General features: G+C 64.6%; 26 protein-coding genes. 22 read left to right on the top strand and 4 right to left on the bottom strand.

Going from position 1 to position 21,007, the window contains the following annotated elements; genetic code table 11:
- Positions 1 to 165: 165 nt before the first annotated feature.
- The 9 genes from ACEN8I_RS20000 to ACEN8I_RS20040 all read left to right on the top strand — a co-directional run bounded on the left by ACEN8I_RS20000 (position 166) and on the right by ACEN8I_RS20040 (position 4,052).
- Positions 166 to 573 carry a GFA family protein gene (locus ACEN8I_RS20000; RefSeq protein ID WP_413330383.1) on the top strand — a complete coding sequence of 136 codons (408 nt, stop codon included), beginning with the start codon at positions 166 to 168 and terminating at the stop codon, positions 571 to 573.
- Between the two features lie 121 nt (positions 574 to 694).
- Positions 695 to 1,186, top strand: coding sequence for a hypothetical protein (locus tag ACEN8I_RS20005; RefSeq protein WP_413330384.1), 492 nt, complete (start codon positions 695 to 697; stop codon positions 1,184 to 1,186).
- Between the two features lie 43 nt (positions 1,187 to 1,229).
- Positions 1,230 to 1,511: a hypothetical protein gene (locus tag ACEN8I_RS20010; protein WP_413330385.1), complete on the top strand. Its 282-nt coding sequence runs from the start codon at positions 1,230 to 1,232 to the stop codon at positions 1,509 to 1,511.
- A gap of 97 nt (positions 1,512 to 1,608) precedes the next feature.
- The gene (locus ACEN8I_RS20015; RefSeq protein WP_413330386.1) at positions 1,609 to 1,947 is read left to right on the top strand and encodes a hypothetical protein; all 339 of its coding nucleotides are present in this window, start codon (positions 1,609 to 1,611) and stop codon (positions 1,945 to 1,947) included.
- Between the two features lie 70 nt (positions 1,948 to 2,017).
- Positions 2,018 to 2,350, top strand: coding sequence for a DUF3658 domain-containing protein (locus ACEN8I_RS20020; RefSeq protein WP_413330387.1), 333 nt, complete (start codon positions 2,018 to 2,020; stop codon positions 2,348 to 2,350).
- Positions 2,351 to 2,353: 3 nt separating this feature from the next.
- A complete protein-coding gene (locus ACEN8I_RS20025) occupies positions 2,354 to 2,749 on the top strand; it encodes a hypothetical protein (protein WP_413330388.1) in 396 nt (131 codons plus the stop codon).
- Positions 2,750 to 2,807: 58 nt separating this feature from the next.
- Positions 2,808 to 3,182 (top strand): hypothetical protein, encoded by a 375-nt coding sequence (locus tag ACEN8I_RS20030; RefSeq protein WP_413330389.1) that lies wholly within the window; start codon positions 2,808 to 2,810, stop codon positions 3,180 to 3,182.
- 238 nt (positions 3,183 to 3,420) lie between these two features.
- Complete coding sequence (locus ACEN8I_RS20035; RefSeq protein WP_413330390.1) at positions 3,421 to 3,717, top strand: hypothetical protein; 297 nt, start codon at positions 3,421 to 3,423, stop codon at positions 3,715 to 3,717.
- Positions 3,718 to 3,821: 104 nt separating this feature from the next.
- Positions 3,822 to 4,052 (top strand): hypothetical protein, encoded by a 231-nt coding sequence (locus tag ACEN8I_RS20040; RefSeq protein WP_413330391.1) that lies wholly within the window; start codon positions 3,822 to 3,824, stop codon positions 4,050 to 4,052.
- Positions 4,053 to 4,119: 67 nt separating this feature from the next.
- Here ACEN8I_RS20040 and ACEN8I_RS20045 read toward each other — a convergent pair whose 3' ends face one another.
- The 3 genes from ACEN8I_RS20045 to ACEN8I_RS20055 are packed head-to-tail and all read right to left on the bottom strand — an operon-like array spanning position 4,120 to position 6,441.
- Complete coding sequence (locus ACEN8I_RS20045) at positions 4,120 to 4,410, bottom strand: hypothetical protein (RefSeq protein WP_413330392.1); 291 nt, start codon at positions 4,408 to 4,410, stop codon at positions 4,120 to 4,122.
- Positions 4,407 to 5,180 (bottom strand): lipoprotein-releasing ABC transporter ATP-binding protein LolD, encoded by a 774-nt coding sequence (lolD, locus tag ACEN8I_RS20050; protein WP_413330393.1) that lies wholly within the window; start codon positions 5,178 to 5,180, stop codon positions 4,407 to 4,409. Before lolD ends, ACEN8I_RS20045 begins: the two co-directional genes overlap by 4 nt.
- Before the next feature lie 7 nt (positions 5,181 to 5,187).
- Positions 5,188 to 6,441: a lipoprotein-releasing ABC transporter permease subunit gene (locus ACEN8I_RS20055; RefSeq protein ID WP_413330438.1), complete on the bottom strand. Its 1,254-nt coding sequence runs from the start codon at positions 6,439 to 6,441 to the stop codon at positions 5,188 to 5,190.
- Between the two features lie 78 nt (positions 6,442 to 6,519).
- Between ACEN8I_RS20055 and ACEN8I_RS20060 the strand changes: the two genes are divergently transcribed.
- Positions 6,520 to 7,539, top strand: coding sequence for a hypothetical protein (locus ACEN8I_RS20060; protein WP_413330394.1), 1,020 nt, complete (start codon positions 6,520 to 6,522; stop codon positions 7,537 to 7,539).
- Between the two features lie 50 nt (positions 7,540 to 7,589).
- On the top strand, positions 7,590 to 9,314 hold the full coding sequence (gene recJ, locus ACEN8I_RS20065; RefSeq protein WP_413330395.1) for a single-stranded-DNA-specific exonuclease RecJ: 1,725 nt from the start codon (positions 7,590 to 7,592) through the stop codon (positions 9,312 to 9,314).
- 70 nt (positions 9,315 to 9,384) lie between these two features.
- Here the strand turns inward: recJ and ACEN8I_RS20070 are convergent, their stop codons facing one another.
- Complete coding sequence (locus ACEN8I_RS20070) at positions 9,385 to 10,053, bottom strand: glutathione S-transferase (protein WP_413330396.1); 669 nt, start codon at positions 10,051 to 10,053, stop codon at positions 9,385 to 9,387.
- A 207-nt stretch (positions 10,054 to 10,260) separates the two neighbouring features.
- Between ACEN8I_RS20070 and ACEN8I_RS20075 the strand changes: the two genes are divergently transcribed.
- The 11 genes from ACEN8I_RS20075 to ACEN8I_RS20125 all read left to right on the top strand — a co-directional run bounded on the left by ACEN8I_RS20075 (position 10,261) and on the right by ACEN8I_RS20125 (position 20,936).
- On the top strand, positions 10,261 to 11,316 hold the full coding sequence (locus ACEN8I_RS20075; RefSeq protein ID WP_413330397.1) for an ABC transporter ATP-binding protein: 1,056 nt from the start codon (positions 10,261 to 10,263) through the stop codon (positions 11,314 to 11,316).
- A 77-nt stretch (positions 11,317 to 11,393) separates the two neighbouring features.
- Positions 11,394 to 12,698 (top strand): ABC transporter substrate-binding protein, encoded by a 1,305-nt coding sequence (locus ACEN8I_RS20080; protein ID WP_413330398.1) that lies wholly within the window; start codon positions 11,394 to 11,396, stop codon positions 12,696 to 12,698.
- A 230-nt stretch (positions 12,699 to 12,928) separates the two neighbouring features.
- On the top strand, positions 12,929 to 13,843 hold the full coding sequence (locus tag ACEN8I_RS20085; RefSeq protein WP_413330399.1) for an ABC transporter permease: 915 nt from the start codon (positions 12,929 to 12,931) through the stop codon (positions 13,841 to 13,843).
- On the top strand, positions 13,844 to 14,728 hold the full coding sequence (locus tag ACEN8I_RS20090; RefSeq protein ID WP_413330400.1) for an ABC transporter permease: 885 nt from the start codon (positions 13,844 to 13,846) through the stop codon (positions 14,726 to 14,728).
- Complete coding sequence (locus tag ACEN8I_RS20095; protein ID WP_413330401.1) at positions 14,725 to 15,459, top strand: GntR family transcriptional regulator; 735 nt, start codon at positions 14,725 to 14,727, stop codon at positions 15,457 to 15,459. The genes ACEN8I_RS20090 and ACEN8I_RS20095 overlap by 4 nt, the downstream gene beginning before the upstream one ends.
- An 11-nt stretch (positions 15,460 to 15,470) precedes the next feature.
- Positions 15,471 to 16,205, top strand: coding sequence for an aspartate/glutamate racemase family protein (locus ACEN8I_RS20100; RefSeq protein ID WP_413330402.1), 735 nt, complete (start codon positions 15,471 to 15,473; stop codon positions 16,203 to 16,205).
- Positions 16,206 to 16,319: 114 nt separating this feature from the next.
- Complete coding sequence (locus ACEN8I_RS20105; protein ID WP_413330403.1) at positions 16,320 to 17,180, top strand: 3',5'-nucleoside bisphosphate phosphatase; 861 nt, start codon at positions 16,320 to 16,322, stop codon at positions 17,178 to 17,180.
- Positions 17,180 to 18,085, top strand: a complete 906-nt coding sequence (locus tag ACEN8I_RS20110) for a DMT family transporter (protein ID WP_413330404.1) — start codon at positions 17,180 to 17,182, stop codon at positions 18,083 to 18,085. The genes ACEN8I_RS20105 and ACEN8I_RS20110 overlap by 1 nt, the downstream gene beginning before the upstream one ends.
- A gap of 24 nt (positions 18,086 to 18,109) precedes the next feature.
- Positions 18,110 to 18,745 (top strand): L-threonylcarbamoyladenylate synthase, encoded by a 636-nt coding sequence (locus ACEN8I_RS20115; RefSeq protein ID WP_007863293.1) that lies wholly within the window; start codon positions 18,110 to 18,112, stop codon positions 18,743 to 18,745.
- A gap of 227 nt (positions 18,746 to 18,972) precedes the next feature.
- A complete protein-coding gene (locus ACEN8I_RS20120; protein ID WP_413330405.1) occupies positions 18,973 to 19,647 on the top strand; it encodes a site-2 protease family protein in 675 nt (224 codons plus the stop codon).
- Positions 19,644 to 20,936: a tryptophan--tRNA ligase gene (locus ACEN8I_RS20125; RefSeq protein WP_413330406.1), complete on the top strand. Its 1,293-nt coding sequence runs from the start codon at positions 19,644 to 19,646 to the stop codon at positions 20,934 to 20,936. The genes ACEN8I_RS20120 and ACEN8I_RS20125 overlap by 4 nt, the downstream gene beginning before the upstream one ends.
- Positions 20,937 to 21,007: the final 71 nt, after the last annotated feature.

Genomic DNA, 21,007 nt, shown 5'->3' on the forward strand with positions numbered 1-21,007 from the left:
GCACAGAATGGTGCATGCCATCTTCCTGTGGGAAACTGGCCGGGGCAGGAAGGGAACACACGAGGCTTGCCCCATGCGGCCCAATGACCGGCTGGCCCCATTGCAAGCGCCGGTAAGATGAGGGATTGGGCCAGAATCAGCCATTGCGATCCTCAGGAGCTGTCATTGAAAGTTCAAGGTCAATGCCATTGCGGCGCGATTGAGTACGAAGCGCAAGTCCAGCCGGGCACCATCACGGTCTGCCATTGCACCGACTGCCAGACGCAGTCCGGCTCGGTATTTCGGGCCAACATCCCCGCGCCCGCGAGTACCTTCCGGCTGGTGAAGGGCACACCCCGGACCTACATCAAGACGGCGGCCAGCGGCTCCAAGCGCATTCTCGCGTTTTGCGAGGTCTGCGGCAGTCCCCTGTATGCCTGCGCCGCGGAGAACCCGCAGGCCTACTCGCTGCGCATCGGCACGCTGAAACAGCGGCATGAATTGGGCGCCCCGCAGCGGCAAATCTGGACGCAGCGTTGTCTTTCATGGGTGACGTTTCCGGCGGAACTGGAAGCTTTTGACGGCCAGCCGTGATGGGGGAAGTCTCCAGGCAACCCATGTCTTTTGAGCTGCAGTCCATTGTGAGTCGCGGCGGAATCAACCACGGCAGCACACATTTCAATGCAGCATCAACAGGTCGTTCAGCATGGCACGCATGATTCCACCCCTGGTCCTCGAGATGGTCGAGGAAGCCTCCAGCTCCGCCGGTTCCGACATTTCCCCCTTCTGGCAATCAGACAGCGAGGGCACGCCGGAAGAAGGCATGTACCAGCTGGCGTCCGAGCTGGACGTCGAAAACGCCGACCAGCTGCTGGCCCAGCTCCCGCCCGGCTACAGGATGGTGTATTCCATCTTCTTATGGGAGGCTAGCCGCGCCGGCGAGGGATTCAAGACGGGTACCGACAACTCGGGGCTGGCGCTGGTGCAGGCTGCGGCGAAAGCTTATGCCGAAGCGGGCATGCCCGAAGAAGCCACGGCGCTGGAGCGCATGCTCGCGCAGTATGTTCAAACACCGCTGGACTACGGCAGCATCGAGGCCGCGTATGAGGCCGTGGACAACCCCTGGAAGGACGACTGGGAGCGGATTCCCTTTTTGGTCAGGCATCTTTGCGAACACGCGGATCGTTATTTTTATATTGAGGCTTGAACGGTGGCTTGCCACCGATCATCGTCAACACGGGGAAGCGCGCATGACATCAGCAGAAATTTTTCGACGGCGCAGACGCATCGTGGGCTGGCTAGCGCTACCCTGGCTTGCTCTCGGGCTGGCCGGCGCTCTGTTTGCCGCCTTTGCAGGGGAAGAGCATGCCGCGAAAGAAATGATTGTTGCCGCAGCTTTTGCATTGATGACGGTCGGCGCCCTTATTGCAGTCGCGTTATATCGTTGCCCCGCATGCAACAAGGTTCCGAATGAAGAGAGCATTATCTTTAATCCAACAACATGCCCTGAATGCGGAGTGCGGCTAAAGTGAGCCGTTGTCTGGCAAGTTGGCCAACACCGGCGAGTTGAGGCCTCCCCGCTTCGCCGCCGCCGTTGTATCCGCACCGTTTATCTCTACGTTAGACCTTATGCCACTCTCCGGTCGCGACTACATGAAACAGCGGGCAATCGGCTTCCAGCAGCTCCGCGCAAGAGTGATCCGCACTTACTTCGTACCGGGTATGGCTTTCCTGCTTGCGTTCATTGTTGCTTCAGTGATGGATGCGCCTGCCTGGTTGCAATTCTCGATCTCCGGTGTGGGTTTTGTGCTTTTGTGCATTGGCGACTACAAATACAAATGCCCCGTTTGCAAGCGAACACCCGCTGAAGGCGATGGGCCGGATTTCAACCCGAAGTCTTGCGGCCGTTGCGGAGCAATCCTGCTGTGGCGCGAGGATTCGGGGGCAAAAGACAATCAACCCGTTTGACGGCGAACATCAAAAAGATGGATTTGCCTTGTGGTAACTTCACTCGACCTGAACCAGCCGTGCTCAACCCATGAATGAAGATCCTGTCTACGACCCGGACTCCGCGCCGTACGAGCCAAGCGATGAAGAGATCGCCCAGATGCGCGCGGCCTCGCCTGCGGAAGCAGCCGCGGTAGACGCGTTGATCCTTCGGGAGTGCTCGGATCGCTGGCAGAAGGTTGCCAAGATCGTCGGAGATCTGATAAAGGAATTCGACCAGTCTTATCCTCACCTGCCATTCGCCTATATTCAGGCACGCATGGATGAACTGGAGGACATGGGCAAAGTAGAGATCGTCGGCCACGTATGGTCAATGCGCTACTCCGAGATCCGGCTTGCACCGTCTCCCTCGGACGCGACCTGAACCATGGGCCGCACAGAATTCGTCTTCGCGTTGGCTGGCATCGCCATAGGCCTGCTGGTTGCTCCGGCCGGGCTTCCGGTATTTTTTGAGAAGATGTTTTTTGCAGGTGTACTTGTGCTCATGGTGCTCGGCTTTGTATCCATCCACGGTGCTCTTCATCGTTTGAGGACTGCTCATCCCAAGATATACAGCGAGATTGGAGCGATAAGTGAAGACTTGTCGTGGGGGATTGGCGATGCCTTCCACAGGTTCATGAAATTCATCCGCAGTTCTCACCATTGGGAGCTTGATGACAATTTGCTGAGTACAGCCGTGGTTGTTGGGTGGGCGATCTGGCGCCTGAGCTTTGCTCTGGCCGGATTCATCCTGGTCTTTGCAGTGAGGAGCCTCACTGGATGAGCGCGTCACTGCAAAGCCGGCGCCAGGCCGTCGGTAATTACCTTGGGAATAGCGGGCGATGAATCCATCCACCACAGGCAACAAGTCAAAGATTTCGCGGCTGGCTTTTCTGCTTCGATTTGTGCTTGCATACGCAGCGCTTTCGGTGCTATGGATCACGGCAAACGTGAGTCAAATCTTGGCCGCTCGAGACAACGCCTACCTGGCCTTGTTCCTTGTGCTTGTGCTTGTGATGCTCATCCTGCTCTTGCCAACGGTCTATTTTTTCTTCTCGCGTGCCATTCTTCCCAGGTTGCGCGATATAGGCCTGTATGGCCCGTTCTGCACAGGCATAGCCTTGCTATGGTTCGTACCGCCGCTGAATCCGCTGCTCATCCTCGCTTTACTCCTCGTGCCTGGCAACTTCATTCCAGGCGAGTACGCCGAGCCCTGATCACTGCTGCGGGAACCTGCAAAGTATGAAACTCAATGCCTGGAATGAAAGAATGTCCCAATTGCGCATCAGGCAAAGATGTTCGCGAGAAAGCGCTGTTAGTCGACAAACTTAATGCAGACCGGTATTTTTATGTTGAGGATTGACTGTAGGCTCGAGTCACGAACAGTCCCCTCATACAAGCCCCTCCATTGAGCGAACCTTTCGAAAACTCACACACCCCCCGGCGTAAAACCTTATGGCACGTTCACGCAACGACTACGTCAAAAAACGGGCCATCCGCTTTCAGAAATTGCGTGCCAGGCTGCTTGCCTGCTACCTTGTGCCCGGCATGGTTGCCTTGCTTGCGGCAATTGTTTCCGTTGTCATGGCCGCCTCTGCATGGCTGCAGCTTGCGATGTTCGGTATTGCCTTCACGCTTTTAGCCATTGGTGAAACAAAGTACCGATGCCCCGTCTGCAACCGCACTCCACCTGGAAATTTCAATCCGAAGTCTTGTGGCTATTGCAAAACCGTCCTGCGGTGGCGGAGATGATCGAGTGGTACAGGTCCCTCGCGGCCCTGCTGTGTAAGCCTCGTCCTACATCCAAAGATGACATCCATGGATGTCTTTTGACATAGCGGCGAATATGCTGGCGCATGGCTCCCAAAGACAAGCGTGAAAAAGGCAGCACCGCGCTCGACCAGATTCGCGCTTCGCTCAGGAATTTTTTGCGAGTCAGGGACTTGCAGGAAAAGCTGGCCCCGCACGGCACGGAAGAACCCGGCCGGCCGCTCGCGAGTGATGAGCTGAAGCACTGGCGGGATTCACTCGGCGAGGACAGCCGCACACGGTCGCGGGCCAAGCCACGTGGCGGCAAGAAGGATTAAATCCCGCCGGGCCTCAAGCCCACTCCGACACGCACAGCGCGCAGCCCCGAGGTTGGTAGCCAATCTTCTAGCTGGGGCGAACCTTTTGGGCTCTTTTGATGGAAGGCCCGACCAACAGCAATAACAGGATCGGCGGGAAGATACACACGGCGAGAATCCGCGCGAAACTCACGTTGCTGAACCAACAGCGCAATGCCACAGCCATCCAGCCTATCGCGCCCATCAGGACAAACACAATCGTGATCTTGAAGAAAAAGAACGCGAAAAGAAGCCCTAGGCCCAGCGCCAGCACAGCAACACCGACGTACACATCGGTATCCTTGCGCTCGACGGGTCCCCGTCGTTCAGACGCGCTCAAGCCCACTCCGATAGCCTCCCCGACACCAGCCTGAACCGCCGCCCGCAGCGCGAGGCCAGCGCCTCATCATGCGTGACCAGCACAAAGGTCGTGCCGAAATCACGCGCAAGTTTCAGCATCAGTTCAAACACACCGTCGGCCGTGGAACGGTCCAGGTTGCCGGTGGGTTCGTCGGCCAGCACGCAGGCTGGTTGTGTGACCAGGGCGCGCGCAATCGCCACGCGTTGGCGTTCGCCGCCTGAGAGTTCGGCGGGGCGGTGGTGGATTCGGTCCTTGAGGCCGACTGCCGCCAGCATCTCGGTGGCGATGCGCGACGACTCGGCGGGCGCCTGGCGGCGTATCCACAGGGGCATGGCGACGTTGTCGAGGGCGCTGAATTCGGGCAGCAGGTGGTGGAACTGGTAGACAAAACCTAAATGCTGGTTGCGCAAGTCGCCTTGCTGCTGGGGCGACAAGGCCGACAGCACTTTTCCTTTGAGCTCCACCTGGCCGCTGGTGGGTGCGTCCAGGCCGCCCATCAGGTGCAGCAGCGTGCTTTTGCCGGAGCCCGAGGCGCCGACGATGGCGAGCGTTTCGCCGGCGTGGACTTGCAGGTCTACGCCGTGCAGGACCGTGAGGTCTATGCGGCCTTCGTGGAAGCGTTTGGTGAGGGCTTGGGCTTTCAAGACGACTTCGCCCTGGGTTTGCGGCCGCTGGCCCTCACCCCTGCCCTCTCCCGAGGGGAGAGGGAGTGAATCCCCGAGGAGTGAAGAAGCGGAAGCTGGGCTCATGGTTTGGTCATTCATAGCGGAGAGCCTCCGCCGGGTTCACGCGGCTGGCGCGCCAGCTCGGGTAGATGGTGGCCAAAAAGGACAGCAGCAGGGAGATGACAACGATGGGCATGATGTCGGCGTATTGCGGTTCGCTGGGCATGCGGCTGATCAGGTAGATGTCTTTGGGCAAAAAGCTGGCGTTGAGCGCGCGTTCGATCGCCGGCACGATGACGTCGATGTTGAAGGCAATGCCCAGGCCCAGCAGCAGGCCCGAGAGCGTGCCGATCACGCCGACCAGCGCGCCCTGCACCATGAAGATTTTCATGATGCTTTTCGGGCTGGAGCCCAGGGTGCGCAAAATCGCGATGTCGGCGCGCTTGTCGGTGACCGTCATGACCAGGGTGCTGACCAGATTGAAGGCGGCCACCGCGACGATGAGCGTGAGGATGATGAACATCATGCGTTTTTCGAGCTGCACGGCGGCGAACCAGGTCTTGTTCTGGCGCGTCCAGTCGCGTATCAGCAGGTCGCCGCTCAGCGTGCGCGACAGCTCCAGCGCCACTTCGCGCGCCTGGTGCAAGTCCTTCAGGCGTATGCGTATGCCGGTCGGGCCTTCGAGGCGGAAGATTTTTGCGGCGTCGTCCTGGTGCATCATGACCAGGGCCGAGTCGTATTCATAGTGGCCGGAGTCAAAAGTGCCGACCACCGTCATCTGCTTCAAGCGCGGCACCACGCCGGCCGGGGTGACCTGGCCGCTGGGCGCGATCAGGGTGACGGTGTCGCCCTCGCGCACGCCCATGGCGCGGGCCAGCTCGCCGCCCAGCACCACGCCGAACTGGCCGGGCACCAGTTTGGCCAGCGTGGGCGCCGAGGTGACGGCGAGGTCGGTGACCTGGCCTTCAAGGGCGGGGTCTATGCCGCGCACCAGCGTGCCCTTCATGTCTTCACCGCGCGCAAGCAGGGCCTGGGCCGCGACAAAAGTGGCGGCGCCCGTGACCTGGGGGTTGGCCTTGATTTCGGCGAGGGTTTTGGCCGGATCGGGCAGCGCGACGCCGCCCGGGGCGAAGACCTCGATATGGGAGATCACGCCCAGCATGCGGTCGCGCACTTCCTTCTGGAAGCCGTTCATCACGCTGAGCACAATGATGAGGGCGGCGACGCCGAGCGCGATACCCAGCATGGAGACACCCGAGATAAAAGAGATAAAACCGTTGCGCCGGGTGGCGCGGCCGGCGCGGGTGTAGCGCCAGCCGAGAATCAGCTCATAGGGGATTTGCATACTCATCAAGCGGGTGCCCGCGCGGCGGCGGCTGCGTTTTTTTGGAGGACCCATTGTGGCATCCCGGACAATAGCCCCATGTCAGCCAATTCCTCCACCCCTTTCACCGGGCCGCAACTGCTGCTGCCCTTCGCGGCCTGCGGCGCGGAGGCCTGGCTGCCGGCGATGAAAGCACTGCCGGCCGACAGCACACGCAACATGGCCCAGCTGCTCAAGGGCATGAAGTCAGTGCACACTGATGAGGCCGATACCCACACGCTGTCGCCGCCGCATGAACGGGCTTTGGCCCGGGCGCTGGGCATCGCGGATTCGGGCACGCCTGACGGCCTGATTCCCTGGGCGGCGCGCGATGCGGCGCTGCACCTGCCCGGCAGCACGGGCAAGGCCTGGGCCTGGATCACGCCCTGCCACTGGGCCATGGGCCGCGAGCATGCAACGCTGACGGACCCGGCCGCGCTGGGCCTGCAAGAGGACGAATCGCACGCCCTGCTGGCGGCAATGCAGCCTTATTTTGAGGGTGACGGCATCACGCTGCACTATGTGCCGGCCCTGGGGCCGGCGCGCTGGCTGGCCGAAGGCGAGCTGTTTCGCAGCCTGCCCACCGCCTCGCTGGACCGCGTGCTGGGCCGCAATGTGGACCCGTGGCTGCCCAAACAAAACAAGGACGATTCCGGCGGCACGGCGCGCAAGATCAAGCTGCTGCAAAACGAGATGCAGATGCTGCTTTACACCCATGCGCTCAATGACGAGCGCGCGGCGCGGCGCGAGTTGCCGGTGAATTCGTTCTGGCCCAGCGGCACGGGTGCGCTGATTGCGGGCTACACGGCTGGCGAAGCGCCAATACCGGCCATGCCGCGCAGCCTGGCGCAAGCCGTGTTTGCCGACGACTGGGCGGCCTATGCCCAGGCCTGGGCCGCGCTCGATGCGAACGAAATCGCCGCCCTGCTGGCGCGCCAGCGCGCGGGCGAGACCGTGCGGCTGACGCTGTGCGGTGAGCGCGGCGCGACCACCTTTGAGACGGCGCACCAAGGCCTCTTTGCCAAAATCGCGGCCAGCCTGGCCCCCACCCCTTTGCTAGCGTTGCTGGAACGGCTGTAAACCTCAGCGCCCCGGCACCTCCTCATATATAGAGAGTTTTAAACCCCCTCATGAAAATCCAGGTACGAGAAGTCCCGCCGCGCAGCGTCTGGGCGCTGCAGCAGGCCGGCATACACCCGCTGCTGGCGCAGCTTTATGCGGCGCGGGGCGTGCATTCGGCCGACGAACTTGACGACGGCCTGGGCCGGTTGCTGCCGCCTTCGTCGCTGCGCGGCGCGCTGGAGGCGGCCAGACTGCTGGCCGACGTGATGGCCGCCGGCAAAAAGATTTGTGTGGTGGCCGATTACGACTGCGATGGCGCGACTGCCTGCGCCGTGGCGCTGCGCGGCCTCGGGCTGCTGGGCGCGCGGGATGTGGGCTACCTGGTGCCCGACCGCGTGACCGACGGCTACGGCCTGACGCCGCCGATTGCCGAGCGCGTGAAAGCCGGCGGCGCCGACTTGCTGGTCACGGTGGACAACGGCATTGCCAGCATGGAGGGCGTGGCGCGCGCGCGTGAGCTCGGCATGCGGGTGCTGGTGACCGACCACCACCTGCCGGCGCTGAAAGACGGCCTGGTGGTGCTGCCCGAGGCCGACGTGATCGTGAACCCCAACCAGCCAGGCTGCACATTTGAAAGCAAGTCGATTGCCGGCGTGGGCGTGATGTTTTATGTGCTGCTGGCGCTGCGGGCCGAGCTGCGCGCGCGTGGCGTGTTTGATGCGGCCAATCAACCCAAGCTGGATGCCTTGCTGCCTTTGGTGGCACTGGGTACCGTCGCCGACGTGGTGAAGCTGGACGCCAATAACCGCCGGCTGGTGGCGCAAGGCTTGAAGCGCATACGCGCCGGCCATTTGCCGGCCGGGTTGGCCGGTTTGTTCAGCGCGGCGGGCCGCCAGGCGGCCGCGGCCACCACCTTTGACTTTGCCTTTGCGCTGGGCCCGCGCATCAATGCGGCGGGCCGCCTCAGCGACATGACGCTGGGCATTGAATGCCTGCTGACCGACGACGCGGCGCGCGGCGAAGAGCTCGCCAAGACGCTGGACGGCATCAACCGCGAACGCCGCGACATCGAGGCCGGCATGCGCGAGCAGGCGCAGCTGGCGGCCGACGCGATGATCGACGAAGACGAGGAGCCGCCGCCGGCGATCGCGATTTTCGACCCGGAGTTCCATGAGGGTGTGGTCGGCATCGTCGCTTCACGCGTGAAGGACAAGCTGCACAGGCCGACCTTTGTGTTTGCCGCCAGCCAGGCGCCGGGCAAGGAGCATGAGCTCAAGGGCTCGGGCCGCTCGATTCCGGGTTTCCATTTGCGCGATGCGCTGGACCTGGTGACCAAGCGCCACCCGGGCGTGCTGCTGCGTTTTGGCGGCCATGCGATGGCGGCCGGCTGCACCATCGCCGAGGAAAATTTCGAGCTCTTCGAGCAGGCGCTGCAGCAGGTGGCGCATGAATGGCTGGACGCGGCCACGCTGACGCGCCGCATGGACACCGACGGCCCGCTGGCGCCCGAATACCGGCGCGCCGACCTGGTCGACACACTGCACAAGGAAGTCTGGGGCCAGGGTTTTGCCGCGCCCACCTTTAGCGAGGTGGTGGAAGTGGTGTCGCAGCGCCTGGTCGGCGAAAAACACCTGGCGCTCAAGCTCAAGCACCAGGGCCAGCCGGTGGACGGCATCTGGTTCGGCCATACCGAGACGCTGCCGGCCCGGGTCAAGCTGGCCTTCCGGCTGGACGCCGACGAATGGCAGGGCGTGAAGCGCGTGCGCTTTCTGGTCGAGGGCGCGGAAATCTGAGTGTTGCCGGTGAGGCACCTCCTCCCCGCCCTCCCCGCCTTCCCTTGGCGAGGGAAGGCGCAGGGGGACCTCACTGCAGTTCGAACTCGCCGCCGCGCTCTATCGCGCGCTGGTAGGCGGGCCTGGCGTGTATGCGCGCGAGGAAGTCCATTAAACGCGGCCGGCTTTCGTTGAGCCCGCCGCGCGCGGCGGCGGCTTCCAGCGGGAAGCTCATTTGGATGTCGGCGCCGCTGAACTCCTTGCCGGCAAACCAGCCGCCCTGGGGCAATGACATTTCAAGAAAGTCCAGGTGCTGCCTGAGCTGCGGTTCGATAAAGGTCTTCTTGACCTTGCCGGCGATGCCGCGCGCAATCGGCTTCACAAAAAACGGCATGGGCGAATTCTCGATCTTGTCGAAGACCAGCTTGAGCAAGAGCGGCGGCATGGCCGAGCCTTCGGCGTAGTGCAGCCAGTAGGTGTAGCGCAGGTGCTCGGGCGTGCCGGCCGGGGGCGCCAGCCGCCCGGCGCCGTAACGGCCCACCAGGTAATCGATGATGGCGCCCGATTCGGCCAGTGTGAGTTCACCGTCAGTGATGACCGGCGATTTACCGAGCGGGTGCACCGCACGCAGCGAAGGCGGGGCGAGCATGGTTTTGGGGTCGCGCTGGTAGCGCTGGATCTCATAGGGCAGGCCCAGCTCCTCCATGAGCCAGAGGATGCGTTGCGAGCGGGAGTTGTTCAGGTGGTGCAGGGTGATCAAGGGGCGGCTCCGTTGGACATCAGCGATGGACGCATGGTAGGCCATGCCGCACCGCCCTGAAGCCGCCACAGCCGCCACGGCGCGCACCGCGGCCGGCCGCCTTCGCACCCCGCAGGGGCGACCGGGGCACCAGAAACAGGCATTTTGTACACAATCTTCTAAAAAATCGCATACAAAGCTGGCACAGGCCTTGCACACAAGGCCGGCATGAACGCCCTTGCCAGCCCCGCGCCCGCCGCCATTGAAGCCATCGCGCTGACCAAACGCTATGCGCAGCAGGACAGGCCAGCGGTGGACGGCATCCACCTGCGCATTGCCGGCGGCAGCTACTGCTGCCTGCTGGGACCTTCGGGCTGCGGCAAAAGCACGACGCTGCGCATGATGGCGGGCCATGAGTCGGTCACCAGCGGCGACATCCTGCTGGAAAACCGCAACATCACCGACCTGCCGGCCGCCGGCCGGGGCACGGCCATGATGTTCCAGAGCTTCGCGCTGTTCCCGCACCTGTCGGCGCTGGACAACGTGGCCTTCAGCCTCAAGATGAAAGGGGTGGACAAGGCGGCGCGGCGGCGCCAGGCCCAGGAGCTGCTGGAGCGGGTGGCCATGGGCCACCTGGCCGAACGCAAGCCGGCCGAACTCTCGGGCGGACAGCAACAGCGTGTGGCGCTGGCGCGCGCGCTGATCACCCAGCCGCGCGTGCTGCTGCTGGATGAGCCGTTGTCGGCGCTGGACCCGTTTTTGCGCATCCAGATGCGCGCCGAGCTGCGCCGCTGGCAAAAAGAGCTGGGCCTGACCTTTATCCACGTCACCCATTCGCAGGAAGAAGCGATGGCGCTGGCCGACACCATGGTGGTGATGAACCACGGCCGCATCGAGCAGCAGGGCTCGCCCCACGAGATCTACAACCGCCCCGCCAGCGAATTCGTGGCGCGCTTCATGGGCGGGCACAACGTGCTGGACACGCCGGCGGGCCGCATAGGCGTGCGCACCGACCACATGCGCATCACGCCGGCCGGCGAGGCCGCGCCCGACGCGCCGCACAACCGGCGCGCCGTGGTCACCGACGTCGAATACCAGGGCACTTATGTGCTGCTGGGCCTGCAGAACCCGGGCGTGTCGCTGAGCGCCAGCAGCACGGCCGAGCTGTCGGTGATGCTGCCCGAAGCGGCTTTCGCGGCCCGGCCCTATGCACCCGGCGACGCGGTGCAGCTGTCGTGGGCGCCCGAGGCGGCGCACACGCTGCGCGCCGCGGCTCCGGCCTGACACCGCCCTTGTTTTGTCCACCGTTTTCCAACCGTCCCTTCGCAAGAAGATTTCCACCCCAGCACAGGAGTTTCACCATGTCCGACGCCCTTCCTGACCCAAAAGACCCGCAAACCATCGCCGACGGCGCCCCCGCGGGCGGCCTGCCGCGCCGCGCCCTGCTCAAGGGCACGGCGGGCATCCTGGCCACGGGGATGTTCCCGGCCGTGCATGCGCAGGAAAAAATCGTGTTGCGCTACCTGGGCACCGCGGTGAACCAGGACAAGGCGATCGCCGAAAAATTCAAGGCCGACACCGGCATCACCATCCAGTACGTGGCCGTCACCACCGACGACGTGACCAAACGCGCGGTGACCGCGCCCAACAGCTTCGACCTGATAGACACCGAGTACTTCTCGCTCAAGAAGATCGTGCCCACCGGCAACTTGAAGGGCATAGACACCAAAAAGATCAAGAACGCCGACAAGATCACCACGCTGTTCACCACCGGCACCGTGGCCGGCAAGGCCGTGGGCGACCAGGGCACGGCGCCCAAGAAGGTGATCTACCTGGAGGGCGAAAAGAGCAAGGTCTTCGCCAAGAGCCCGACGCAGTTCATGTCGCTGATCCCCACGGTGTACAACGCCGACACGCTGGGCATACGCCCCGACCTCATCAAGCGCCCCATCAATTCCTGGGCCGAGCTGCTGAACCCCGAGTTCAAGGGCAAGGCCGCGATCCTGAACATCCCTTCCATCGGCATCATGGACGCGGCCATGGTGGTGGAAGCCAAGGGCATCTACAAATACCCGGACAAGGGCAACATGACCAAAAAGGAGATCGACCTCACGATCGCCACGCTGATCGAGGCCAAGAAGGCCGGCCAGTTCCGCGCGCTGTGGAAGGACTTCAACGAATCGGTCAACCTGATGGCTTCGGGCGAGGTGGTGATCCAGTCGATGTGGAGCCCCGCCGTGACGGCCGTGCGCACCAAGGGCATCGCCTGCAACTTCCAGCCGCTCAAGGAAGGCTACCGCGCCTGGGCCGCCGGCTTCGGCCTGCCCGCCACGCTCTCGGGCAAGAAGCTGGACGGCGCCTATGAATTCATCAACTGGTTCCTCGACGGCTGGGCCGGCGCCTACCTGAACCGCCAGGGCTATTACAGCGCCGTGCTGGAAACCGCCAAGGCCAAGATGGAAGCCTATGAGTGGGCCTACTGGATGGAAGGCAAGCCCGCCTCGCAGGACATCAAGAGCCCCACCGGCGACGTGCTGGCCAAGGCCGGCGCGGTGCGCGACGGCGGCAGCTACGAGGCGCGCATGGGCGGCATCGCCTGCTGGAATGCGGTCATGGATGAGAACAACTACATGGTCCAGAAATGGAATGAGTTCGTCGCGGCCTAGATGTAGGCACACCCCTGTTGCCGCTCACTTCGTGTAGCGGCCTCTCCCCTTGCAGGGGACGCCCGCTGCGGCCCGGCGAAGCCGTGGATTTGGCACACCCCCGTGGTCGCTCACTTCGTGTAGCGGCCTCCCCCCTTGCAGGGGACGACAGCTGCGGCCCGGCAAAGCCGGTTCCGCGCTGTCTGCGAACAGGCTTGCGTTTGGAATTGGATTTTTAACTTCGGGTCGTCATGAGTACACCGGCAATCACTGCACATTCCGCTCCGGCCAAGGCGCCGGGGCGCAGCCTTGCCGCCTGGTGGCAGGCGCTGCCGCTGGCGTCGGTGTTTGTGCTGTTCTTCCTGATTCCCCTGGCGCTGGTGCTGACGGTGAGCTTCTGGGACTTCAATGAGTACGAGTTGCTGCCCGGCTTCACGCTGAAGAATTACTTCGCCATTTTTGAGGGCTGCGGCAGCGGCGCGGACCTGTGCGTGACCTTCAAGACCTATCTGTCGACCTTCAAGTTCAGCGTCTTGGTCTGGCTGATCACGCTGGTGACCGGTTTCACCGTGTCCTACTTCCTGGCCTTCCATGTGCGTTCGCAGGGCGCGCAGACGCTGCTCTTCGTGCTGTGCACCATCCCGTTCTGGACGTCGAACGTGATCCGCATGATCTCCTGGGTGCCGCTGCTGGGCCGCAACGGCCTGGTCAACCAGAGCCTGCTGGGCATGGGCGTGGTGAACCAGCCGCTCGAGTGGCTGCTGTTCTCGGACTTTTCGGTGGTGCTGGCTTTTGTGCACCTGTACACCATGTTCATGATCGTGCCCATCTTCAACTCCATGATGCGCATAGACCGCAGCCTGATCGAGGCGGCCAATGACAGCGGCGCCTCAGCCTGGCAGACGCTGTGGAACGTCATCGTGCCGCTGTCGCGCACCGGCATCATCATCGGCTCCATCTTTGTGCTCACCATCGTGATGGGCGACTTCGTGACGATAGGCGTGATGGGCGGCCAGCAGATCGCCTCCATCGGCAAGGTCATCCAGGTGCAGACGTCTTACCTGCAGTTCCCGCTGGCGGCGGCCAATGCGGTGATCCTGCTGGCCGTGGTGCTGATGATCATCTGGGCCTTGACGCGGCTGGTCGATATCCGCAAGGAGCTCTGAATGCGCAATGACAGGCACAGCCCCGGTTTCTGGTTCCTCGCCGCGTTTTTTGCGCTGTTCGTGCTGTTTCTCTACGGGCCGATGTTCATCATCGTGCTGCTGAGTTTCCAGGGCCCGGAAGGCGGGCTCACCTTTCCGCTGCGCGGCGTCTCGCTGCACTGGTTCCACAAGCTGGCCGAGGGGCTGGGCGTGGTGGACATAGGCGCGGCGCTCAAGCGCTCGCTGGGCCTGGGCCTGGCGGTGACGGCTTTCACGGTGCTGTTCTCGGTGCTCGCGGGCCTGGCTTTCCGCAAAAAGCTCGCGGGCGGCAACACCCTGTTCTTTGTGGTGGTGGCCAGCCTGATCATGCCCTCCATCATCGTGTCGCTGGGCATAGGCCTGGAGTTCCGCCTGCTGGACGGCGGCATCAAGAAGCTGCTGGAGCTGCTGGGCATGGACAGCGCGCTGGAGGGCTACGGCACGGCGCTGGGCCTCTTTACCTCGGCGCTGGGCGCGCACCTGACCTGGACGCTGCCCTTCGGCCTGCTCATCATGTTCGCGGTGTTCAACCGCTTCAACCCGGCCTACGAGGAAGCCGCGCGCGACCTGGGCGCCACGCCGTGGCAGGGCTTTCGCCACGTGGTGCTGCCGCTGATCGCGCCCTCGGTGGTGGGCATAGGCATGTTCGGCTTCACCCTGAGCTGGGACGAAATCGCCCGCACCTCGCAGGCCATAGGCGACGTGAATACACTGCCGCTGGAACTGCAGGGCCTGACGACCACCGTCACCACGCCGGCCATCTACGCGCTGGGCACCGTCACCACCGTGGTGTCGCTGGGGGTGGTGGCCCTGGCCGTGGGCCTGGCCTGGTGGCTGGGCAAGCGGCAGAAAAAAGGACAGCGATGACAGCGACGAACACGGCGGCGCCCGCCGCGCCCCCGACCGATACCGAGATGTATGAGCGCGTGGTCTCGGCCATCCTGGACCACCGCCTGCCGCCGGGCACCAAACTCGGGGAAGACAAGCTGGCCGGTGCCTTCGGCGTGTCGCGCACGCGCATACGCCCGGTGTTGCTGCGCCTGGCCAATGAGCAGGTGGTCACGCTGGTGCCCAACCGCGGCGCCACCGTGGCCCAGCCTACCGAACAGGAGGCGCGCGAGGTCTTCGAGGTGCGCCGGCTGATAGAGCCCACGCTGGTGGAGCTGTTCATCGCCAAGGCCGACGAGGCCGACATGCGCCAGCTCAAGCGCTGCATCGACGACGAGGAAGCCGCGCGGCTGGCCGGCGACATGCACCGCGCGATCCGGCTGTCGGGCGACTTCCACCTGCAGATCGCCGAACGCGCCGGCCACCAGACGCTGGGGCGCATCCTGCGCGAGCTGACCTCGCGCACCTCGCTGATCCTGATGACTTACGGCACGGCCCTGGGGGACATGCGCGAAGACCGCCGTGACGGCGCCGCCGCCTGCCGCTGCCGCGAACACCGCGTGCTGCTGGACGCCATACGCCTGCGCGACGCGCGGGAAGCGGCGCGCCACATGCGCGAGCACCTGACGCGCCTGGAGTCGCAGCTGCAGTTCACGCCACCGGCGGGCGAGGCGCCCGACCTGTCCAGCCTCTTTTCAGGCACGGTGTAGGGCGCACCCGCATGCGCAGACTTTTGGTCATTAACCCGAATACCTCGGCCTCGGTCAGCGAACTGCTGCAAACCCATGTGCAGGCGGCCGCCGGGCTGCATGTGCAGGTCAGCACCGTCACCGCGCGTTTCGGCGCGCCCTATATTTCGGACGAGGCCAGCTACGCGGTGGCCGCGCATGCCGCGCTGGACGCCTGGGCGGCCGCGCTCGCGGTGCCCGGCGCGGCACCCGACGCGGTGCTGATCGGCTGCTTTGGCGACCCCGGCCTGCTGGCGCTGCGCGAAAGCAGCCCGGTGCCGGTCACCGGCCTGGCCGAGGCGGCTTTCATCGAGGCGGCGCGCCACGGCCGCTTTGCCATCGTCACCGGGGGCGAGCGCTGGGGCCCCATGCTGCAGCGCCTGGCCCAGGTGCTGGGCCACGCGCCTTCGCTGGCCGGCATCCATACCGTCGCACCGACCGGCGCGCAGCTGGCCGCCGACCCGGCCGCCGCGCGCACCCTGCTGGCCCAGGCCTGCCGCGACGCGGTGCGCCAGCTGGGCGCGCAGGCGGTGATTCTGGGCGGCGCGGGCCTGGCCGGCATGGCCGCGGCGCTGCAGCCCGGGCTGGGCGTGCCGCTCATCGACAGCGTGCTGGCCGGCGCGCACTGGGCCTTGCGCAGCCATGCACCGCCGCCGCAGCGCGGCAAGCCGGGCTTTGACGTACCCTGGGAAAACCTTTCGCCGGAGCTGACGGCCCTGGGCTTGTAAAAAGCCCCCCTTCCCCCTCTGGGGAAGGCGCAGGATTGCCCAGCAGGTGCACAGCCGCGAAAGGATATGTGAGCGCGCACTGCACTGCAGAAGCAGAAGGCCTAAAATGGCCCTGTGACCCCCCAAAACATCCTGAATGCCGACCTGCATTGCCACTCTGTGGTATCGGACGGCACGCTGACGCCGGAAGCGTTGGCGGAACGGGCCAAGGCCAACGGGGTGGAACTCTGGGCCCTGACCGACCACGACGAAATCGGCGGCCAGCAGCGCGCCGCGGCGGCCGCCAAGGCCCAGGGCATGCACTACCTGACGGGCACCGAGGTCTCGGTCACCTTCGCCGGGCAGACGGTGCACATCGTGGGCCTGGGTTTTGACGCCGACAACCCCGACATCATGCAAGGCCTGCGCAACACGCGCGGCGGGCGCGAGCAGCGCGCCATGGAAATGTCGGACTCGCTGGCCAAGGTCGGCATCAAGGGCGCTTATGAAGGCGCGCTGAAGTTCGTCGGCAACCCCGAGCTGATCTCGCGCACGCACTTCGCGCGCTTTCTGGTCGAAAGCGGCGTGTGCCGCGAAACCAATGAAGTCTTTCGCAAATACCTGACCGAAGGCAAGCCCGGCTATGTGCCGCACCGCTGGGCTACGCTGCGCGACGCGGTGACCTGGATCACCCAGGCCCAGGGCGTCGCGGTGATCGCCCACCCGGGCCGCTACAAGTTCACCCCCAACGAGGAATACGCCTTGTTCACCGAGTTCAAGTCCCACGGCGGGCGCGGCGTGGAGGTCGTCACCGGCAGCCACACGCCCCAGGAATACCTCAAGTACGCAGAAACGGCGAAAGAATTCGGCCTGGCCGCCTCGCGCGGCAGCGACTTTCACAGCCCCGACGAGAGCCACACCGACCTGGGCACCCTGCCCTTCCTGCCCGGCGAACTGACGCCGGTCTGGGAACTGCTGGCGGACCGCATCCAGTGATGGCGGGCCCCGCGAGCAATACCTCCCGCGCCCCGGCCGGCATCGCACTCCTGGTGGCCGCCGTCGCCTGTTTCGCGGTGCTGGACACCACCACCAAGATTATTTCCACCAGCGTGCCGCTGCTGATGGCGCTGTGGTTCCGTTATGCCTTCCAGGCCGTGGCCACCACCCTGGCGGTGCTGCCCTCGCGCGGGCTGTCGGTGCTGCGCACCGCGCACCCGAAATTCCAGCTGCTGCGCGGCCTGCTGCTGCTGCTCACCAGCCTTTTTGCGTTCTACAGCCTCAGGCACATGCCGGTGGGCGAGTTCACCGCCATCGTGATGATCACGCCGCTGGTCATCACCCTGCTGGCCTCGCTGACCCTGGGAGAGCGCGTGTCCTGGCTGCGCTGGGCGCTGGTGGTGGGCGGCTTTGCCGGTACCCTCATCATCATCCGGCCCGACGGTGACGACTTCAACTGGGCCATGCTGCTGCCGCTGGGCCTGGTGATCTGCAATGCCTGGTTCCAGATCCTGACCAGCCGGCTGGCGCGCACCGAAGACCCTTTCACCATGCATTTCTACACCGGCTGGGTGGGCACGCTGGCCGCCTCGCTGGCCCTGCCCTTTGTCTGGACCGCGCTGGACTCCTGGACGCTGTGGGCCAGCCTGGCGCTGATGGGCTTGATGGGCACGGTCGGCCATTTCATGATGATCCTGGCCTACGGCCGCGCGCCGGTGTCCACGCTCACGCCCTTCCTCTATGCGCAGATCGGCTTTGCGATGCTGGGCGGCTGGATTGCGTTCTCGCATGTGCCGGACCGCTGGTCCATGCTGGGCATGGTGATGATCGCCGTTTGCGGCGCGACGGGCGCCTGGCTCGCGGTGCGCCAGAGCCGCGTGCTGATAGAACCCGTCGAATCCTGAATCCGGAGGCGAAAGAAGCGCACCATGGCCCAGTTTTTTGAAGTCCACCCCGAGAACCCGCATACCCGGCTGCTCAAGCAGGCGGTGGCCCTGCTGGAGCGCGGCGGCATCGCGGCCGTGCCTACCGATTCGAGTTATGCGCTGGTCTGCCACCTTGACGACAAGGCTGCGGCCGACAGCCTGCGCCGCATACGCGGGGTGGACGACAAGCACCACCTGACCCTGCTGTGCCGCGACCTCAGCGAACTGGCCAATTACGCGCGCGTGGACAACAAGCAGTTCCGCCTGCTGAAAGCCGCGACGCCGGGGCCCTACACCTTCATCCTTGAAGCCAGCAAGGAAGTGCCGCGCCGCGTGAGCCATCCTTCGCGCAAGACCATAGGCCTGCGCGTGCCCGAGCACAAGGTGCTGCAGGCACTGCTGGAGCTGCACGGCGCGCCGCTGCTGGCCACCACCCTGATCCCGCGCGGCGGCGGCGAGCCGCTCAACGACGCGCACGAGATACGCGGCCTGCTCGAGCATGAACTGGCCGCCGTGATAGACGCCGGCGCCTGCCACCAGGAAGCCACCACGGTGATAGACCTCACGCCCATGGGCGAAGGCGGTGAGCCCGTCGTGGTGCGCCAGGGCCGCGGCGAGCTGGCTGCACTGGGCCTTTAACGCGCCAGGCTCCCCTTTTCAAGCAGGGGCCGCGGAACCGGCTTTGCCGGGCCGCAGGCGCAGCGCCCCCCGAGGGGCTGGAGCCCGCGGCTCCAAGCCTGCCTGCGCAGGCTTGGACGGGCGACAGAGGCGAAGCGTCTCGCGAGCCGCGGCCTGCAAGGCCTCGCGCATTACACGGAGCCGAAGGCGAAGTGAAAAGCGTGGGGGCACAATGCGACAATCCGGAAATGGATATCGCCAACCTGATTCAAACCGTCGCCATCTACGCGCTGCCGGTGCTGTTCGCCATCACGGTGCATGAGGCCGCGCATGGCTATGTCGCGCGTCACTTTGGTGACAACACGGCTTACATGATGGGCCGCGTGACCCTGAACCCCGTCAAGCACATAGACCCTGTGGGCACCATCCTGATGCCCTTGCTGCTGTACTTCGCGACCTCGGGCACCTTTCTGTTCGGTTATGCCAAGCCGGTTCCCGTCAATTTCGGCAACCTGCGCAAGCCCAAACGCGACATGATCTGGGTCGCCCTCGCGGGTCCCGCCGCCAATTTCATCCAGGTGATCATGTGGGCCGTGCTGTACGCGCTGCTCGTCGGGGCCGGCATGGGCGAGCCTTTCTTCCTCGTGATGTGCCAGGCCGGCGTGCTCGTGAACCTCGTGATGTGGGCTTTCAACCTGTTTCCATTCCCGCCGCTGGACGGCGGGCGCATCCTGGTTGGCCTGCTGCCCTGGAAGCAGGCGCAGTTTGTCGCGCGCCTCGAACCCTGGGGCTTTTTCATCGTCATGGGGCTTGTCATCCTCGGCGTCGTCAGTGCCTACTGGCTCTGGCCTCTGGTCGTGCTGGGTTACGGCCTGCTGGACCTGTTCAACCTCACCATTTCCCTGCCCCCAAGACTGCTATGACCTCCCCGTCCCCCACCCGCTTCCTGACCGGTATCACCACCACCGGCACGCCCCACCTGGGCAATTTTGTCGGTTCCATCCGGCCCTCGGTGCAAGCCAGTTTTCGCGACGATGTGCGCAGCTTTTATTTCCTGGCCGACTACCACGCGCTGATCAAATGCGACGAGCCGGCGCGCATCCAGCAATCCACGCTGGAAATCGCCGCGAGCTGGCTGGCCGCCGGGCTTGACCCGGAGCGTGTGACCTTCTACCGCCAGTCCGACATCCCCGAGATCCCCGAGCTGACCTGGCTGCTGACCTGCGTGACCGGCAAGGGCGTGCTCAACCGCGCCCATGCCTACAAGGCCGCGGTCGACAAGAACGAGGCGGCCGGCAACGACCCGGACGCCGACGTGACCGCGGGGCTCTTCATGTACCCGGTGCTCATGGGCGCGGACATCCTGCTGTTCAAGACGCACAAGGTGCCGGTGGGGCGCGATCAGGCCCAGCACCTGGAAATGGCGCGCGACATGGCCCAGCGCTACAACCACCTCTACGGCGAGCACCTGGTGCTGCCCGAGGCGGTGATCGAGGACTCGGTCGCCCTGCTGCCCGGCCTGGACGGGCGCAAGATGAGCAAGAGCTACGACAACACCATCCCGCTGTTCACGCCGCGCGAGCAGATGCGCAAGCTGATCGCCGGCATCGTCACCGACTCGCGCGCGCCGGGCGAGCCCAAGGAGGCCGAGGGCTCGGCGCTGTTCCAGATCTACCAGGCTTTTGCCAGCGCCGAGGAGACCGAAGCGTTACGCAAGGCTTACGCCGAGGGCATCGCCTGGGGTGACGCCAAGCAGATGCTGTTCGAGCGCATAGACCGCGAGATCGCCCCCATGCGCGAGCGCTACCACGCGCTGATGGCCGACCCGGGCCGGATAGAGGCCATCCTGCAGGCCGGCGCGCGCAAGGCCCGCGCCGAGGCCACGCCCTTCATGGCCGAGCTGCGGCGCGCCGTGGGCCTGCGCAAGCTGGATAGCCTCCCGGCCGCCGCCGGCAAGGCCAAGGCGGCCAAAAGCGCCACGCCGGCTTTCAAGCAGTACCGCGAAAAGGACGGCCTCTTTTATTTCAAGCTGCAGGATGCCGACGCCCGGCTGCTGCTGCAAAGCCGGGGTTTCGAGTCGCCCCGCGAGGCCGCGCTGGCCATTGCCGCACTGCAAAAAGACGGCCTGGAGGCGCTGCCGGGACAGGCCCAGGCCTTGCCAGGCGTCACCGAGGACGAGTTGACGGCGGTTTTGCGGTTTTTCGCCGACTGAGCTTGTTGTTGTTTTTTTGGAGCAGCGTTCTGAAAAAATACCGCAATTGCCTGTTTATTTATGCCCCAAAG

Source organism: Polaromonas sp. CT11-55 (genome assembly GCF_047303325.1).
In the GTDB taxonomy this organism is placed as follows: Bacteria; Pseudomonadota; Gammaproteobacteria; order Burkholderiales; family Burkholderiaceae_C; genus Polaromonas.